The sequence below is a fragment of the Streptomyces flavofungini genome (genome assembly GCF_014650815.1).
GTDB classification, from domain to species: domain Bacteria; phylum Actinomycetota; class Actinomycetes; order Streptomycetales; family Streptomycetaceae; genus Streptomyces; species Streptomyces flavofungini.
The window spans coordinates 80,206-95,510 of sequence record NZ_BMVR01000016.1 but is presented as its reverse complement, the minus strand read 5'-3'; the positions used below and the strand labels follow the sequence as shown (position 1 = coordinate 95,510).

The window sequence follows — 15,305 nt, the reverse complement described above, 5'->3', positions numbered from 1 at the left end:
CCGGGAGGCCAAGGCATGGGCGACAAGGCGAATGCACACCCCGGAGCCGCCGGCAGGGCAGCGACGGCCGACCATCCCGCGTCCGTACGGAATGTGGTGCTGGTCGGCCACAGCGGATCGGGCAAGACGACTCTGGTGGAGGCCCTCGCGCTGACCGCGGGGGCGGTGAACCGGGCGGGCCGGGTGGAGGACGGCACCTCGGTCTCGGACTACGACGACATAGAGCACCGCCAGCAACGCTCCGTACAGCTGTCCCTCGTCCCCGTCGCATGGGGCGGCTACAAGATCAATATCCTGGACACCCCGGGATACGCCGACTTCGTCGGTGAACTGAGGGCCGGTCTGCGCGCCGCGGACGCGGCCCTCTTCGTCGTCTCGGCGGCCGAGGGCGCCGAGGGCATCACGGGCGCGACCCGCATGGTGTGGGAGGAGTGCGCGGCCGTCGGCATGCCCCGGGCCATCGTGGTCACGCACCTGGAGGCGGCGCGCGCCGACTTCACGGACATGACGCGGTGCTGCGCCGAGGCCTTCGGCGCCGACGACCCCGACGCCGTGCTCCCGCTGTACCTGCCGCTCCACGGCGAGCAGGGACCCGACGGGCACGCGCCCGTCACCGGCCTGGTCGGACTGCTCTCGCAGCGGGTCTTCGACTACGCGTCGGGCGAACGCAAGGAGTCCGAACCCGGCGCCGACCAACTGCCGCTGATCGAGGAGGCCCGCAACAAACTCATCGAGGGGATCATCGCCGAGAGCGAGGACGAGTCCCTGATGGACCGCTACCTCAGCGGCGCGGACATCGACTACGACACCCTCGTCCAGGACCTGGAACGGGCCGTCGCGCGCGGCATCTTCCACCCCGTGCTCGCCGCCGCCCCCGCCGCCGAGGGCGCCCGCCAGGGCATCGGCACCGTCGAACTCCTGGAGCTCATCACCGGCGGCTTCCCCACCCCCCTGGAACACCCCGCCCCGGCCGTCACCACCCCCGCGGGAAAGCCCCGTCCGGCCCTCACCTGCGACCCCGAGGGCCCCCTCGCCGCCGAGGTGGTCAAGACCGCCTCCGACCCGTACGTCGGCCGAATCTCGCTGGTCCGCGTCTTCTCCGGGACGCTGCGCCCCGACGAGACCGTGCACGTGTCGGGCCACGGCCTCGCCGACCGGGGCCACGAGGACCACGACGTCGACGAGCGCGTCGGCGCCCTGTCCTCCCCGTTCGGCAAGCAGCAGCGCACGCTCAGCCAGGCCATCGCGGGCGATCTGGCCTGCGTCGCCAAACTCGGCCGCGCCGAGACCGGCGACACCCTCTCGGCCAAGGACGACCCGCTCCTGATGGAGCCCTGGGACATGCCCGACCCGCTGCTCCCGCTGGCCATCGAGGCGCACAGCAAGGCCGACGAGGACAAGCTCTCCCAGGGCCTCTCCCGGCTCGTCGCCGAGGACCCGACGATGCGGCTCGAACAGAACCAGGACACCCACCAGGTGGTCCTGTGGTGCCTGGGCGAGGCGCACGCGGACGTCGCCCTGGAGCGGCTGCGCAACCGCTACGGCGTGCAGGTCGACCTCGTACCCCACAAGGTCTCCCTGCGGGAGACGTTCGGCGGCAAGTCCACCGGGCGCGGCCGCCACGTCAAACAGTCCGGCGGCCATGGCCAGTTCGCCATCTGCGAGATCGAGGTGGAGCCGCTGCCCGGCGGCAGCGGCATCGAGTTCGTCGACAAGGTCGTCGGCGGCGCGGTGCCCCGGCAGTTCATCCCCTCCGTGGAGAAGGGCATCCGCGCCCAGGCGGCCAAGGGCGTCGCGGCCGGCTACCAGCTCATCGACGTACGTGTCACGCTCCTCGACGGCAAGGCGCACTCGGTGGACTCCTCCGACGCCGCGTTCCAGACGGCCGGCGCGCTCGCGCTCCGGGAAGCGGCCGCGGACGCCACCATCCACCTGCTCGAACCCGTCGCCGAGGTGCGCGTCCTCGTCGGCGACGAGCACGTGGGCTCCGTCATGAGCGACCTGTCCGGACGGCGCGGCCGCGTCGTCGGCACCGAACAGGCCCCGGGCGGACGCACCCTGGTACGGGCCGAGGTGCCCGAGATCGAGATCGGCCGGTACGCGGTGGACCTGCGCTCCCTCTCCCAGGGCACCGCACGCTTCAGCCGGTGCTACGCCCGGCACGAACCGATGCCCCCGCAGCTCTCCCAGAAGATCCGCGAACAGGCCGAAAACGGCGTCTAGTTGACCCGACCGGCCACGATGCCGCCCGCCGAGAACCCCTTCGGCGGGCGGCATTTCACCGCCCCCTGCCGGATGTCAGTGCGCACCGATACGCTGATGACCTGATCAAAAGCTGTACCGGCCAGGTCAACAGGTGTGCCGGGCAGCGCAGTCGGGAATCTCGGGAACAACGCAGTCGGGAAGAGTCGCGGCGCCAGGGGCGATGCGGCGTTGGGGGCGGCAGGTGGCGGACGACGTATTCGACTTCAGGCCGGGGGCCCAGGTCCCGCTGTCGGGAGCCGCCGGGCAGACCGCGGCGACGCATGCCCTGGCCTCGGCGGCGTATCGCGACGGCGAGGTCGACGACATCCTGAAGGCCAACAGCGACTGGCACAAATCCGTGGTGAAGCCCGGACTGTGGTCGCTGTGCAAGCCCAGCCTGGGCGAGGCCTTCTCACGGACCGTGCAGGTCCGGATGCTCGGCGGCGCCCGCCCGGCGCTCATCCAGTCCTTCGGCACCGAACCGCAGGCGGTCGTCGAGCACTGTCTAGCGGCCAACCGCATCCGCAGGCAGCGCGACAGCTGGCTCACGGCCGTCATGGTGCTGTGCGGACTGCTCTTCCTGCCCGGTCTGCTGGCCTGGCTCCTGGTCTTCACCGCCCGCCGGTGGATCTCCAAGCAGAAGGACAAGCGCACCCAGGCGATCGCCACGGCCCTCCTCGTCGCCCTCGGCGTCCTCGTCGTGCTGCTCCTGATCAAGCTGCCCTTCGGCGGCTTCTGGGCCTGGTATCTGCGGATCTGCCTCATCGTGCCCGTGCTCGGCTGGTTCTGGGCCAAGCACGTCGCCGAAGGCACCGCCAGGGACCTGCGCGACCGCTGGGACAGCCTGCTCGCGGGCGGCGGCATCGGCGCCAAGATCCCCGAAGCCGTCCCCGGCAGCCCCGGCGAGACCGCCGCCGAGCGGCTGCGCCAGGGCCTCGCCCGCCTCTCCGCCGAGCAGCAGTCCAACTCCGTCTTCTACGCCGGGCCCAAGGGAATACTGGGCATGGGCACCCGCTGGGGCAGCTGGCAGCTCGCCGAGGAGCTCACCCCACGCGACGAGGGCAAGGAGATCAACCCGTTCCGCAGCTGGGACGTCATACGCGCGGTGCACGACCAGCTCCGCATGCTGGAGCGCGGCCCGCTGCACACCGGCGGCTTCCCCACGCCGTCGATAAGGCACTGGGTCGTCACCCCCATCGGAGAGAACGCCGGATCAGTCTCCCGCCCTTCCGGCACCGACGTCGACGCCTTCCAGATCAAGGGCCACGAAATACAGCGCATCTGCAACGAGCAGCAGTTCGGCAGCGGCGACCGGCACTACCTGGGCGTTCAGTTCACCCTCTGGGACGGCCAGTTGGTGATCACCATGCTCATCACCGTGACCGTCCTGCACGAGACCCTGCGCATCGAGGTCACCGGCCACGCCCTCGGCCCCGTGCACTCGCTGTTCACCAGCAAGCCCTCCCCCAAGACCAAGACCGTCAGCAAGACCATCAAGTTCTGGGAGACCAAGACCCGGCAACTGCCGCTCGTCGACGCCCAGGAGGTGGTGCGCCTCGCCGTCCGCGCCCCCTTCACCTGGTATCCGCCGATACTGGACTACCTGGGCGGCAAGCTCGTCCTGCCCGAGCCCTTCGGCCTCCGCCACGCCTGGGCCGACAAGCCCTGGCGGCACCGCTTCATGGCCGACGACGCGCTGCGCGCCGCCACCCCGGTGCTGCGCGTCGTGCACTCCGCGGCCATCAAGGTCCTGGAGGAGAACGGCGTGAACACCGACCGCTTCAGCGGCCGCGCCACGTTCCTCAGCGGAGCGGTGCAGGACCCGATGCCGCGCAACGCCGACGTGTACGGGACGTAGCTCCGGCCACGCGAAGGGGGGCGGCGCGATCGGATCGCGCCGCCCCCCCCTTCGCGTACGTCCGTACGCTAGGCCGCAGGCCACGCCTCCGCGAGCATCTTGCGGGTGTCCGCGAGGAGTTGCGGGAGCACCTTGGTGTGGCCGACGACCGGCATGAAGTTCGTGTCGCCACCCCAGCGCGGCACGATGTGCTGGTGCAGGTGGGCGGCGATACCGGCACCGGCGACGGTGCCCTGGTTCATGCCCAGATTGAAGCCGTGGGCGCCGGACGCCTTGCGCAGCGCGGTCATCGCCTGCTTCGTCAGCTCCGCGAGCTCGACGGTCTCCGGCCCGGTGAGGTCCGTGTAATCGGCGACGTGCCGGTACGGGACGACCATCATGTGGCCACCGTTGTAGGGGTACAGGTTGAGCACCGCGTACACGTGCTCGCCGCGCTTGACGACGAGTCCGTCCTCGTCCGATTTCGCCGGGATCGAGCAGAACGGACAGCCGTCGTCGGCTTCGGGACCGGTGGGCTTGTTCTCCCCTTGGATGTACGCCATCCGATGGGGCGTCCACAGGCGCTGGAACGCGTCCTGCGTCCCCACTCCGATCTGCTGCTCCGGCTCAATCGTCATGGTCGCCAGCATATTCCCCGATGAGGACGTGACGAGGGGCGGCCCCGAACGGGACCGCCCCTCCGTGCCTGGCCGCCTCAGGCGGCGGACATCACGCCTGAGCGCGGCGCTCCACCACGTCCACGAGCTTCGCGATCGCCTCGGCACGGGCGATCCCGTTCTCCTGCGACCCGTCCCGGTAGCGGAAGGACACCGCGCCCGCGTTCATGTCGTCGTCACCGACGATGATCATGAACGGGACCTTGGCCTTCTGCGCGTTCCTGATCTTCTTCTGCATCCGGTCGGACGAGGCGTCCACCTCGACCCGGAGCCCGTGCTTCCTGGCCTCCTCCGCGAACTCCTGGAGGTACGGCACGTGCGCGTCCCCGACCGGAATCCCGACCGCCTGGACCGGCGCCAGCCACGCCGGGAAGGCGCCCGCGTAGTGCTCGAGCAGCACACCGAAGAACCGCTCGATCGAACCGAACAGCGCGCGGTGCAGCATGACGGGCTGCTGCTTGGAGCCGTCCGCCGCGGTGTACTCGAGACCGAACCGCTTGGGCTGGTTGAAGTCCACCTGGAGGGTCGACATCTGCCAGGACCGGCCGATCGCGTCCCGCGCCTGCACGGAGATCTTCGGGCCGTAGTACGCGGCTCCGCCCGGGTCCGGCACCAGCGGCAGCCCCTGCTTCTCGGCGGCCTGGCGCAGCGCCTCCGTGGCCTCGGCCCAGTCCTCGTCCGTGCCGATGAACTTGTCCGACTCGTCGCGGGTGGACAGCTCCAGCTCGAACTCGTTCAGGCCGTAGTCGCGCAGCAGGTCGAGGACGAAGGTGAGGAGCTTGTCCAGCTCCTCGGCCATCTGCTCCTTGGTGCAGTAGATGTGCGAGTCGTCCTGGGTGAAGCCGCGCGAGCGGGTCAGGCCGTGCACGACGCCCGACTTCTCGTAGCGGTACACCGTGCCGAACTCGAAGAGGCGCAGCGGCAGTTCACGGTAGGAACGGCCGCGCGACTTGAAGATCAGGTTGTGCATCGGGCAGTTCATGGCCTTGAGGCGGTAGTTCTGCCCGTCGAACTCGATGGGCGGGAACATGCCCTCCGCATAGTGCGGCAGGTGCCCCGAGGTCTCGAAGAGGTGCTCCTTCGAGATGTGCGGGGTGTTCACGAACTCGTAGCCGGTCTCCTCGTGGCGGCGCCGCGAGTAGTCCTCCATCACCTTGCGGACCACGCCGCCCTTGGGGTGGAAGACCGCGAGGCCGGGGCCGAGCTCCTCCGGGAAGGAGAACAGGTCGAGCTCCGCGCCGAGCTTGCGGTGGTCGCGCTTCTCGGCCTCGGCGAGGAACTCCAGGTGCGCCTTCAGCTCGTCCTTGGAGGGCCACGCGGTGCCGTAGATGCGCTGGAGCTGCGGGTTCTTCTCGCTGCCGCGCCAGTAGGCGGCGGCGGAGCGCATCAGCTTGAACGCGGGGATGTTCCGGGTGGTGGGCAGGTGCGGACCGCGGCAGAGGTCCTTCCAGCACAGCTCGCCGGTCTTGGCGTCCACGTTGTCGTAGATGGTCAGCTCGCCGGCGCCGACCTCCGCGTCCGCGCCGTCGGCGGCGTTCGCGGCGTTGCCCTTGAGGCCGATGAGCTCCAGCTTGTACGGCTCGTCGGCGAGCTCGACGCGGGCGTCGTCGTCGTTGGTGACGCGGCGCGCGAAGCGCTGGCCCCGCTTCTGGATCTCCTGCATCTTCTTCTCGATGCGCTTGAGGTCCTCGGGGGTGAAGGGCTCCTTGACGTCGAAGTCGTAGTAGAAGCCGTCCCGGATGGGCGGGCCGATGCCGAGCTTGGCGTCGGGGAAGAGGTTCTGCACGGCCTGCGCCATGACGTGCGCGGCGGAGTGCCGCAGGATGTTCAGGCCGTCCTCGGAGGAGATCTCGACGGGCTCGACGACCTCGCCGTCGGCGACCGCGTAGGCCAGGTCCTTCAGCTCGCCGCCCACGCGGGCCGCGACGACGGTGCGCTCGCCGTCGAACAGGTCGGCGGCCGTGGTGCCCGTGGTCACCACGCGTTCATCCCGCTCGGAATCGCGTTGGATGATCACACGGACGTCTGACACCGGTTTCTCCTGCCTGAAGGGGGCTGCCCTGCCTGGAAGCGGGCCGCGGCAGATCTGCTCCTGCACGCGCAACGAATCGTACCGAGCCCCGGGGGCCCATCGCGAAACGGTTAAGCACGGCCCCGGCCCACCACGCCCGCCACCGCCCGCGCGCAAGCCCCCGCCCCGCCCTCCAGTCCCGGCCGCCGCACGCCCTCCAGTCCCCGCCGGGCGCCTCCTCAGTCCCCGCTGCACGCCTCCTCGAAGAAGTCCAGATTCTCCTGGAGCGACTTCATCAGGCGGTCCCGCTCGGCCTCGTCGACCTGCACCGGCACCACCTCGGCCGCCTCCGTGAGCCTGCGGAAGCCGCCCCGGCTCTCCAGACGGCCGTGCACCCGGATCGGCAGGCCGACCAGATGCGCCTGCCCGGCGATGCGGTAGTCCTCCTCGTCGAGGGCCATCCGGACGTGCGGGACCTCCGCGCCCGCGAGCACCCGCACCCGCACCGTCCCGGCCCCCCGCGGCCCCGACCGCCGCATGCGCACCACGGCCCCGGTGATCCGCACCGGCACCGACGGCTCCGCGTGCCGATAGCGGGCGCTGGCCTCGCGCAGCACGGGCAGGTCCCCGGGCGAGAACTCGACGGGCTCGACGGCCGCGGCGCAGCCCTCGGGCACCCCGGCCGCGGGTGACCAGGCGACTTCGACCCGGGCGCCCTCGGTGCCGCGGACGAGGGCGACGACGGCCTCGATGAGTTCGTGGCTGACGCCCGCGGCGACGGCTCCGTCGAAGGCGTCCATGCCGCCGGTGGCCCGCCGGTAGTCGACGGCCTCACGGGCGGCGTACAGCGCCTGGTGCAGCCGGACGGCGAGCGGCCGCCCGGCGGTGACCGGTACGAACGCGGTCAGGCGGCGTCCGCCGGGGGCGGGGCCGACGAGGATCTCCTCCAGGAGTGCGGTCGCGGGGCGGCGGTGGCGTGCGCCGTAGTACCCGGCGCGGGCCCGCGCGGCGAGTGCTCCGGCGAGCAGCATCCGGCGGGCGGCGGCACGCAGGCGTTCCTCGACGGTCCAGGGCGCGGTGTCGGCGGGCCCGCTGGGCACGTCGCGCCACCAGCGGATCTCGTCGCTGGGCACGGTGAGGGAGACGAGGACTTCGCGGGCGGACGGCGAGGAGCTGCGGGCGAGTGCGGTCAGCGCCTCGCCGATCAGGTCCTCGCAGTCGGGGAAGGCGCGGCTCTCCGGTACGAGCAGGCTGGTGCCGCCGGTGCCGGGTCCTGGTGGGGTCCAGCGGGAGTAGCGTCCGGCGGCGCCGCCGCGGCGGTGCCAGCCGTGCCGGTCGAGGAGGGCGCCGAGGACGGCGGGGTCGACCTGGCCGGGTGCGGGCGGGTCGGACCAGAGGCCGGGGGTGTGGACGGGGTGGGGCCGGGGGCCGCGGGGCGGCGGGGGCTCGTCGATCGGGCGGTGCATCAGGGTCTCCCTCCCGTCCCGACCCGCGTCATGATCTCGCAGAGCGCGCGGTCGTCGAAGATCCGCGAGGTCGGGACGCGGACGGTGGTCCTTCGCCGACCCGTCACCGGGTGTCCGGCGAGGTTGGTCCAGTAGCAGCAGTGCCGCAGGTCGAGCCGGTCGTGTCCGGCGCGCAGCCAGTCGTCGCGGGAGCGGGGCACGATCATCACGACGAGGATCTTGTGCACCGACACGGGGGTACGGGCGAGCTTCTCCAGGTGCGGGTTGTCCAGGGTGAAGGAGAAGGCGGGCCCGGCCGGTCGGGGCGGGATCTGGTAGGTGCACTTGAGCTGCACCTTGATGGTGACTTCGTCGTCGACCGTGTGCCCCGGGGCGCTGTGGCTGACGTGCCAGTCGATGCCGTTGTCCGGAAAGGGCTGGGAGAGCGAGCACCCGGCCGCTGCCGCGACGGCGTGCAGATAGCCCACCTGAAGGGTCTCCATGCAGGCGGTGGTGGCGAGTGTGCCGCGCGGCGGTGCGATCCGCTCGGGCAGCAGCCCACCCTGTTCGGGCTGCGCGAGCGCCATGTTCAACAAGCCTTCCGAACCAGACGTTTTCCCGCTCGGGCCGGTCGATGTCCGTGCCCTGTACCTGTGTTGTCTCCGGGCCGGGTTCGGCGCAAACGGCTCGGGTATCACCAGCGTGGGCAGTTACGCAGGTCAACTGCCGGAGCTGAACGAGGAGTTGCGTCAGGATGACGTGCTGGTACGAGGGCCCTTTGGCCGCATTCGACACAGAGACCACGGGTGTGGACGTCGAGACCGACCGGATCGTGTCGGCCGCCGTCGTCGTCCAGAACGGCGCGGGGGCCCGGCCCCGTGTCACCCGATGGCTGGTGAACCCGGGCGTCCCGGTGCCCGCCGCCGCGACCGCGGTGCACGGGCTGACACAGGAGCATCTGGAGCGCAACGGCCGTTGGCCGGCTCCGGTGATGGAGGAGATAGGGCGCGAGTTGGCGGAGCAGGGCGCGGCGGGCAGGCCGTTGGTGGTGATGAACGCGCCGTTCGATCTGACGCTGTTCGACCGGGAGTTGCGCAGGCATCGGGCCTCGTCGCTCTCGCGCTATCTGGAGAGTCGTCCGCTGTGCGTCCTGGATCCGCGGGTCCTGGACCGCCATCTGGACCGCTATCGCAAGGGCCGTCGCACGCTGACGGACCTGTGCGAGCACTACGAGGTGGAGTTGGCGGGCGCGCACGACGCGGCGGCCGACGCGCAGGCGGCGCTGGATGTCGTGCGTGCGGTGGGGCGCCGTTTCTCCGGTCGTCTGGAGCGCCTGTCCCCCGCCGAGTTGCACACGTTGCAGGCGGTGTGGCACGCGGCGCAGGCGCGTGGGCTGCAGGCGTGGTTCGCGCGCAGCGGTACGCCGGAGCTGGTGGATCCCGCGTGGCCGTTGCGTCCCGAACTGCCCGCTGCGGCTTGACCGTCGGGGCGCGGCCCGTCGGGCGCGGGCATGAAAAAACCGGTCCGTCGGGGACGGACCGGCATTCTCCGGGTGGGCGATACTGGGTTCGAACCAGTGACCTCTTCGGTGTGAACGAAGCGCTCTCCCACTGAGCTAATCGCCCGGGAACGCACTGAACAATACAGGTCCGGACGCGGTTGGTTCAAACCGCTTCCAGGTACGCGACGAGCCCCCGCCGCCCCGACCGCATCATCAGGGCGTGGTTGACGCGGAAGAGAGGCCGGCCGGGTACGGCGAGGCGCCGCATGAGGGCCTTGCGGACCTCGACCTCCTGGTCGTAGCGGGCCCGGGTGCCGCCGTCGGCGGCGGTGAGGGTCCAGCGTGCCCAGCCTTCGAGGTCGCCGGTCATGGCGATCTCCAGGACGCCGTGGCCGGGGTCGCGGCGGCGCTCCTCGGCGGTGACGACGATGTCGTACGGGAGCAGGGAGCGCAGGCGTGCGGTGCCGGTGCGCTCGTCGAGCGGGGCCACGGCGCGCACCTGCGGCCACCAGCGCGGGTAGTCCTGGGCCTGCTCCAGGACGGCGTACACCGTCTCGGGGGCGGCGGGCAGATTCCATACGCTGCGGAAGCGGTAATGGCACCAGTCCATGGGGCCAGTCTGCGCCCGGGGTGATTTCCGCGCGACAGAGCGGACGGATCGTCAACTCACAGAAATAGGAACGAGTTATTCCGCAAGGCTCGCACGGGGTGTGAATTTCCATGAAAGGCCGTCACATACGGCCGTGTATACGACCCGGCATGCGTCTGGGCATACGACTGTGGCCCGGAGGCTGTTTCCAGCCTCCGGGCCACAATCCCGGGTGGGCGATACTGGGTTCGAACCAGTGACCTCTTCGGTGTGAACGAAGCGCTCTCCCACTGAGCTAATCGCCCGGGCGCAGAGAGAACATTACCCCATGTCAGAGGGTGCCTCCGACCACCCCGACCGGGGTGGCACGCACCCCGACGGGGCCCGCCTCACTGATCGTTGATCTTCCAGGGCATCTGGATGCCGAACTTCCACAGATAGATCCCGCCGAGGGCCGCGAAGATCAACAGGCCGATGCTCGTGAGGATGATGTTGCGGCGGCGCACCCGTGGGTCGAGGGCGCGCTGCGCGGCCTCGGTGACCTTCCGCTTCGTCCAGCGGAGCACCAGCTGCGCCCAGACGAACTCGGTCGCCCAGATCGCCATGCCGCCGAAGATCACCACCCAGCCCGGCCCCGGCAGGGGCAGCATGATGATGCCCGCGACGACCACAGCCAGACCCACGATGAACACGCCGACCTGCCAGCTCAGGTGCAGCGACCGGCGGGCCTTGATGAACTCAGGCGCCCGCGATCCGAAGGGCTTCTCGGCTTTGGCCTGCCCGGCCACGTCGTCGACGGTGTCGACCACCTTCGACTCGTCACTCCCCGTATTCATGCAGCCAAACCTTACCGGACAGAAACCCGTCACCGGAATGGCCGTACGAACCAATCGGACAGTCCGCCATACGAGCCACCTAAAGACACCCAAAACTCCCAGAGGGGTTTACAACGGCACCGTAGGTGGCATGTCGATTTCGCCGACGTGCGAATCCCCGAGCGCACACTGAGCGAAAGGCCCTGGCGCTTATGAACACCACGGTCAGCTGCGAGCTGCACCTGCGCCTCGTTGTGTCGAGCGAGTCCTCACTGCCTGTACCCGCAGGACTGCGGTATGACACGGCCGATCCCTATGCCGTGCACGCCACCTTCCACACCGGAGCCGAGGAGACTGTCGAATGGGTGTTCGCCCGTGATCTCCTCGCCGAGGGCCTGCACCGGCCCACCGGCACCGGAGACGTCCGAGTCTGGCCGTCCCGAAGCCATGGCCAGGGCGTTGTCTGCATCGCCCTGAGCTCCCCCGAGGGTGAGGCTCTGCTCGAGGCCCCGGCGCGGGCCCTGGAATCGTTTCTGAAGCGTACCGACGCGGCCGTGCCGCCCGGCACCGAACACCGCCACTTCGATCTCGACACGGAGCTCTCGCACATTTTGGCCGAAAGCTAGTCCGGCCAAGATCCGGGAGCCGCAGGGCGCCGTCCGACTCGGGGCGACGGCGCGGGTACGACAACGACATATCGGCAGGCAGCAGGCACCGGCGCCGGTGCCGCGGATTTCCGCGGCACCGGCGCCGTGGCGTGCTGGGCGCGAGCCGCTAGCATCGGCCAGCATCAGGCGGGCGCCGGCCCGACCCCCAGGCCAGGGAGCGAATCGTGCTGATCACCCACGACACCCGGTGTGCGCTCGACGCCGTGGTCGATCTGGTGAACTCCGCGCCAGACGAGGAGAGCGGCGAAAGCGGGGAGAGCAGCGGGCACGGCGGCCGCGCTGAGAGCGCCGACGGGCTCGCGGACCTGGCGGCGCTCAACGCGTTCGTGCAGCGCAACGCGATCAGCGACGTCGGTGTGCTCACGGAGCGGGATCTCGCGGGCGTGCGCCGCATCCGGGGCCGGTTCGCCGAGGTCTTCGCGGCCACCGAGCCGCATGCGGCGGCGACCCTGATCAACGAGCTGATCGCGGCGGCGGGCACCACGCCGCGCCTGACCGACCACGACGGCTACGACTGGCACGTGCACTACTTCGCGCCGGGCGCCTCCGTCGCCGACCACCTCGCGGCCGACTGCGGGATGGCGCTCGCCTTCTTCGTCGTCGCGGGCGAGCAGGAGCGGCTGCGCCGGTGCGAGGCGCCGGACTGCCGACGGGCCTTCATCGACCTGTCCCGCAACCGTTCGCGCCGCTACTGCGACAGCCGCACCTGCGGGAACCGGCTGCACGTCGCCGCGTACCGGGCCCGCCGCCGGGAGGCCGCGGGCCTCGAACAGGACGCGCAGGACACCGGCGACCCGCAGCATCCGCGCGCGGCGGACGTCAGGGAGCACCAGAAGGTGGTCTAGAGCGCCGGGCCCCGCGCGGGTGCCCCACCGGGACACCGGGCCCCGCGCGGGCGCCCAGGGCGCGACGTGGGCCCCGCGGCTCGGACAGTTCCTAGAGCAGCAGCAGGTCGTGCAGGGAGGCCATGAGCAACAGGCCGCCGATCACCGCCAGGAAGATCATCAGCGGTGGCTGGGAGAGCGCGAAGAGACAGCCTCGCGGTTCGTCGTCGGTCCCGCGCTCCGCGGCGGCGGTTGCCCGCTCGTCGAGCGGGGCGGGATCGCTCTGTGTGGTGGTGTCCAGCATCTCGCGGTGATGATGACGCAGCGCGGTGGGCGCCGCTTACCAACACGCGCGGATCATGGGGGAGTTCGCCGCATTCCGTGACCTTGGTGGGCCCGGCGCGGCGCACCTGCGAACGGTGTCCGTGGATACGCTCGAACGAGGTCCCGGAATGTGGAACGCGGCCCGGTGCGCGCGCCGCGTTCCGTGCCCCTTCAGCGCTTCGGTCAGGGCTCCTTCAGTGCTTCGGCCAGCCCTTCCTCAGTGCCGCTGCGGCACCTCAGATCCCGTGCTTCTTCAGGATCGCCTCGATGTCGCTGAAGTCCTCGCCGCCGCCGGCCTTCTGCTGCTTCTGCCTGGCGGCGGGCGCGGCCTGCGGGCGGGCGGCCTGGCCCAGGGAGGGGGCGGACGCGGCGGGGGCGACGGCCTCGCGCTGGGCGGCCTTCGCGGCGGCCCTGCGCTCCTTGCGGGTGCCGCCGGTGCGGCGCTCCACCGCGCGGGTCGCCAGGAACAGCAGCCAGGCCGCGCCGAGGACGCCGAAGCCCGTCCACGCGACCGGGCTGAAGGCCGTCTCGGCGGCCCACTCCACGGCCCCGGTCATGACCAGGCCGATCGGGACCAGGGCGTACGCGGCCAGGCGGGCCGCGGCCAGGAAACGCTTGCGGTAGGCCGTGACGGCCGCGATGCCGAGGCCGGCCGCGGCTACGGCGGAGCAGATGGTCTCGGCAATCATCCCGGTCCTCCAGGCGTGCGGGCGCGGTGCGGTGTCGCTGGTCTCCCCTCCATCCTGCACCTGGTGGGGCGCCGGAAGCCATGGTCACCGAGGACATCAGGGAGATATCCGGGTCAGGAATCCTCCCCAGGTGCCGGTGGGCGGGCCACAGGTCCCGGTTGGGGCCCGCTCCCGCGGGCTGGGAGACTGTGCGCATGAGCGACTCCTCCCCCGCGGCCCCCGCCGTCCCCCTCGTCATCGACCTCTGGTGCGAACTGCAGTGCCCCGACTGCCGCACCGCCCTGGACGACGTGCGCGCCCTACGGGCCCGCTACGGCGACCGGGCCGAGCTGCGGCTGCGCCACTTCCCCCTGGAGAAGCACAAGCACGCCTTCGCCGCCGCGCAGGCCGCCGAGGAGGCGCTGGCGCAGGGGAAGGGCTGGGAGTACGTCGAGGCGGTCCTGGCCCGGGTCGGGGACCTGGACCGTAAGGGCGAACCCCTCCTGGTGGAGGTGGCGCGCGAACTGGGTCTGGACGCCGAGGAGTTCGACACCGCCCTGGTGGACGGCCGGCACATCCTCATCGTCGACGCCGACCAGGCCGAGGGCAAGGCGATCGGGGTCACCGGGACGCCGACGTACGTCGTGGGCGGGGAGCGCCTGGACGGCGGCAAGAGCCAGGACGGCCTGCGCGAGCGCGTCGAGGAGATCGCCGACCGCCTGCTCGCGGGCTAGGGCCTGGCCGATGGGTCGGCCCTAGGGGGACGCCAGGGCCGTGCGCGACCGCCCGCGGCCTGCAGCGGCCGTGCCTAGAGCAACGGCTTGTACACCGCGTACGCCGTCGCCTCGTAGCCCAGGGATTCGTACAGGCGCAGTGCCGGGGTGTTGCCCGCGAAGACGTTCAGGCCGACGCGGTCCTTGCCCGCCTCCAGGCACTGTCGTTCGGCGAGGAGCATCAGGCCGCGGCCGTACCCGCGGCCGCGGTGCTCGGCACGGACCTCGATGTCGTACACGTAGATCTCACTGCCGCGCTCCGCGACCCACAGGGTGCCGACGACCTCGTCGCCGTGGGCCAGGACGCTGAGCCGGGCGCCGGGGGTGGCGAGGCCGTCGGCCAGGGAACTGCTCATGTCCGCCTCGGCCTTGGCGTGCGCCTGGGCCGCCGGTACGCCCCGGTCGATCCAGTCCTGCGCGTAGGCCGCCCTGGTGTGGCCGACCCACGCCGTGTACTCGTCCTCCGTCATCGCCCGTGCCGTCGTGCCTTCCGGCAGCTCGGGCGGGCTGAGGGGCAGCGGCTTGGCCATCAGCCGGTTGCGTTCCACATAGCCGAGCGCCGTCGCGAGGGCGAGCGCGCCGGGGGCGCCCGCGGGGACGATCGCCTCGATCCGGGCGCAGCCCCAGCCGCGCGCCACCTCCTCGGCGGCGAGCGCCGCCACCGTGGCGCGGCCCCGCCCCCGGTCGGGGTCGTCGATGCGCAGGTCCAGAATCTCGGCGACGCCCGGCCCGAAGGCGGCGTGCGTGGCCAGCTTGATCCGGCCGACAGGGCGGCTGTTCACGCAGACGTCGTAGTCGCGCGACTTGGCGCCCTTGGAGCTCTCGTGGAGCGGCCCGGACGGCCGCAGGGTCGTGGTCATCACGGGAGTTGTACCCACTGGGCGCCGCCCCGTCATCCGGATTTACGCGCCACGCGCCCTCGGCGCCCG

15 protein-coding genes and 2 tRNA genes are annotated in these 15,305 nt (G+C 71.2%); 6 read left to right on the top strand and 11 right to left on the bottom strand.

The window, feature by feature from the left end:
- Positions 1–15: 15 nt before the first annotated feature.
- Entirely contained in the window at positions 16–2,223 is a 2,208-nt protein-coding gene (locus IE274_RS32655) for an elongation factor G-like protein EF-G2 (protein WP_190119545.1), read from the top strand.
- Between the two features lie 202 nt (positions 2,224–2,425).
- Complete coding sequence (locus tag IE274_RS32650; RefSeq protein ID WP_229909964.1) at positions 2,426–4,102, top strand: AbeC-like domain-containing protein; 1,677 nt, start codon at positions 2,426–2,428, stop codon at positions 4,100–4,102.
- A gap of 68 nt (positions 4,103–4,170) precedes the next feature.
- On the opposite strand, the gene IE274_RS32645 is transcribed toward IE274_RS32650, so the two are convergent.
- The 4 genes from IE274_RS32645 to IE274_RS32630 all read right to left on the bottom strand — a co-directional run bounded on the left by IE274_RS32645 (position 4,171) and on the right by IE274_RS32630 (position 8,801).
- Positions 4,171–4,731 carry an HIT family protein gene (locus tag IE274_RS32645; RefSeq protein WP_190119543.1) on the bottom strand — a complete coding sequence of 187 codons (561 nt, stop codon included), beginning with the start codon at positions 4,729–4,731 and terminating at the stop codon, positions 4,171–4,173.
- Positions 4,732–4,810: 79 nt separating this feature from the next.
- A complete protein-coding gene (gene thrS, locus IE274_RS32640) occupies positions 4,811–6,790 on the bottom strand; it encodes a threonine--tRNA ligase (protein WP_190119542.1) in 1,980 nt (659 codons plus the stop codon).
- Between the two features lie 218 nt (positions 6,791–7,008).
- Complete coding sequence (locus IE274_RS32635; RefSeq protein ID WP_190119635.1) at positions 7,009–8,238, bottom strand: hypothetical protein; 1,230 nt, start codon at positions 8,236–8,238, stop codon at positions 7,009–7,011.
- Positions 8,235–8,801: a DUF4365 domain-containing protein gene (locus tag IE274_RS32630; RefSeq protein ID WP_190119541.1), complete on the bottom strand. Its 567-nt coding sequence runs from the start codon at positions 8,799–8,801 to the stop codon at positions 8,235–8,237. The genes IE274_RS32635 and IE274_RS32630 overlap by 4 nt, the downstream gene beginning before the upstream one ends.
- Before the next feature lie 167 nt (positions 8,802–8,968).
- Between IE274_RS32630 and IE274_RS32625 the strand changes: the two genes are divergently transcribed.
- Positions 8,969–9,694: a 3'-5' exonuclease gene (locus IE274_RS32625; protein ID WP_190119540.1), complete on the top strand. Its 726-nt coding sequence runs from the start codon at positions 8,969–8,971 to the stop codon at positions 9,692–9,694.
- Positions 9,695–9,767: 73 nt separating this feature from the next.
- Here the strand turns inward: IE274_RS32625 and IE274_RS32620 are convergent.
- From IE274_RS32620 to IE274_RS32605, 4 genes are all read right to left on the bottom strand, one after another.
- Positions 9,768–9,839 (bottom strand) — tRNA-Val (locus IE274_RS32620).
- A 39-nt stretch (positions 9,840–9,878) separates the two neighbouring features.
- The gene (locus IE274_RS32615) at positions 9,879–10,325 is read right to left on the bottom strand and encodes an SRPBCC family protein (RefSeq protein ID WP_190119539.1); all 447 of its coding nucleotides are present in this window, start codon (positions 10,323–10,325) and stop codon (positions 9,879–9,881) included.
- Positions 10,326–10,537: 212 nt separating this feature from the next.
- Positions 10,538–10,609 (bottom strand) — tRNA-Val (locus IE274_RS32610).
- Between the two features lie 84 nt (positions 10,610–10,693).
- A complete protein-coding gene (locus IE274_RS32605) occupies positions 10,694–11,140 on the bottom strand; it encodes a TIGR02611 family protein (RefSeq protein ID WP_190119538.1) in 447 nt (148 codons plus the stop codon).
- Between the two features lie 191 nt (positions 11,141–11,331).
- On the opposite strand from IE274_RS32605, the gene IE274_RS32600 reads away from it, so the two are divergent.
- Both IE274_RS32600 and IE274_RS32595 read left to right on the top strand, forming a co-directional pair.
- A complete protein-coding gene (locus IE274_RS32600) occupies positions 11,332–11,745 on the top strand; it encodes an SsgA family sporulation/cell division regulator (protein WP_003959770.1) in 414 nt (137 codons plus the stop codon).
- Positions 11,746–11,951: 206 nt separating this feature from the next.
- Positions 11,952–12,632: a CGNR zinc finger domain-containing protein gene (locus IE274_RS32595; protein WP_229909963.1), complete on the top strand. Its 681-nt coding sequence runs from the start codon at positions 11,952–11,954 to the stop codon at positions 12,630–12,632.
- A gap of 91 nt (positions 12,633–12,723) precedes the next feature.
- Here the strand turns inward: IE274_RS32595 and IE274_RS32590 are convergent, their stop codons facing one another.
- Together IE274_RS32590 and IE274_RS32585 are read right to left on the bottom strand one after the other, a co-directional pair.
- Positions 12,724–12,915, bottom strand: a complete 192-nt coding sequence (locus IE274_RS32590) for a hypothetical protein (protein ID WP_190119537.1) — start codon at positions 12,913–12,915, stop codon at positions 12,724–12,726.
- A gap of 256 nt (positions 12,916–13,171) precedes the next feature.
- Positions 13,172–13,624 (bottom strand): hypothetical protein, encoded by a 453-nt coding sequence (locus tag IE274_RS32585; RefSeq protein ID WP_190119536.1) that lies wholly within the window; start codon positions 13,622–13,624, stop codon positions 13,172–13,174.
- Between the two features lie 194 nt (positions 13,625–13,818).
- Between IE274_RS32585 and IE274_RS32580 the strand changes: the two genes are divergently transcribed.
- Positions 13,819–14,337, top strand: coding sequence for a DsbA family protein (locus IE274_RS32580; RefSeq protein WP_190119535.1), 519 nt, complete (start codon positions 13,819–13,821; stop codon positions 14,335–14,337).
- Between the two features lie 74 nt (positions 14,338–14,411).
- Here IE274_RS32580 and IE274_RS32575 read toward each other — a convergent pair whose 3' ends face one another.
- Complete coding sequence (locus tag IE274_RS32575) at positions 14,412–15,236, bottom strand: GNAT family N-acetyltransferase (protein ID WP_190119534.1); 825 nt, start codon at positions 15,234–15,236, stop codon at positions 14,412–14,414.
- Positions 15,237–15,305: the final 69 nt, after the last annotated feature.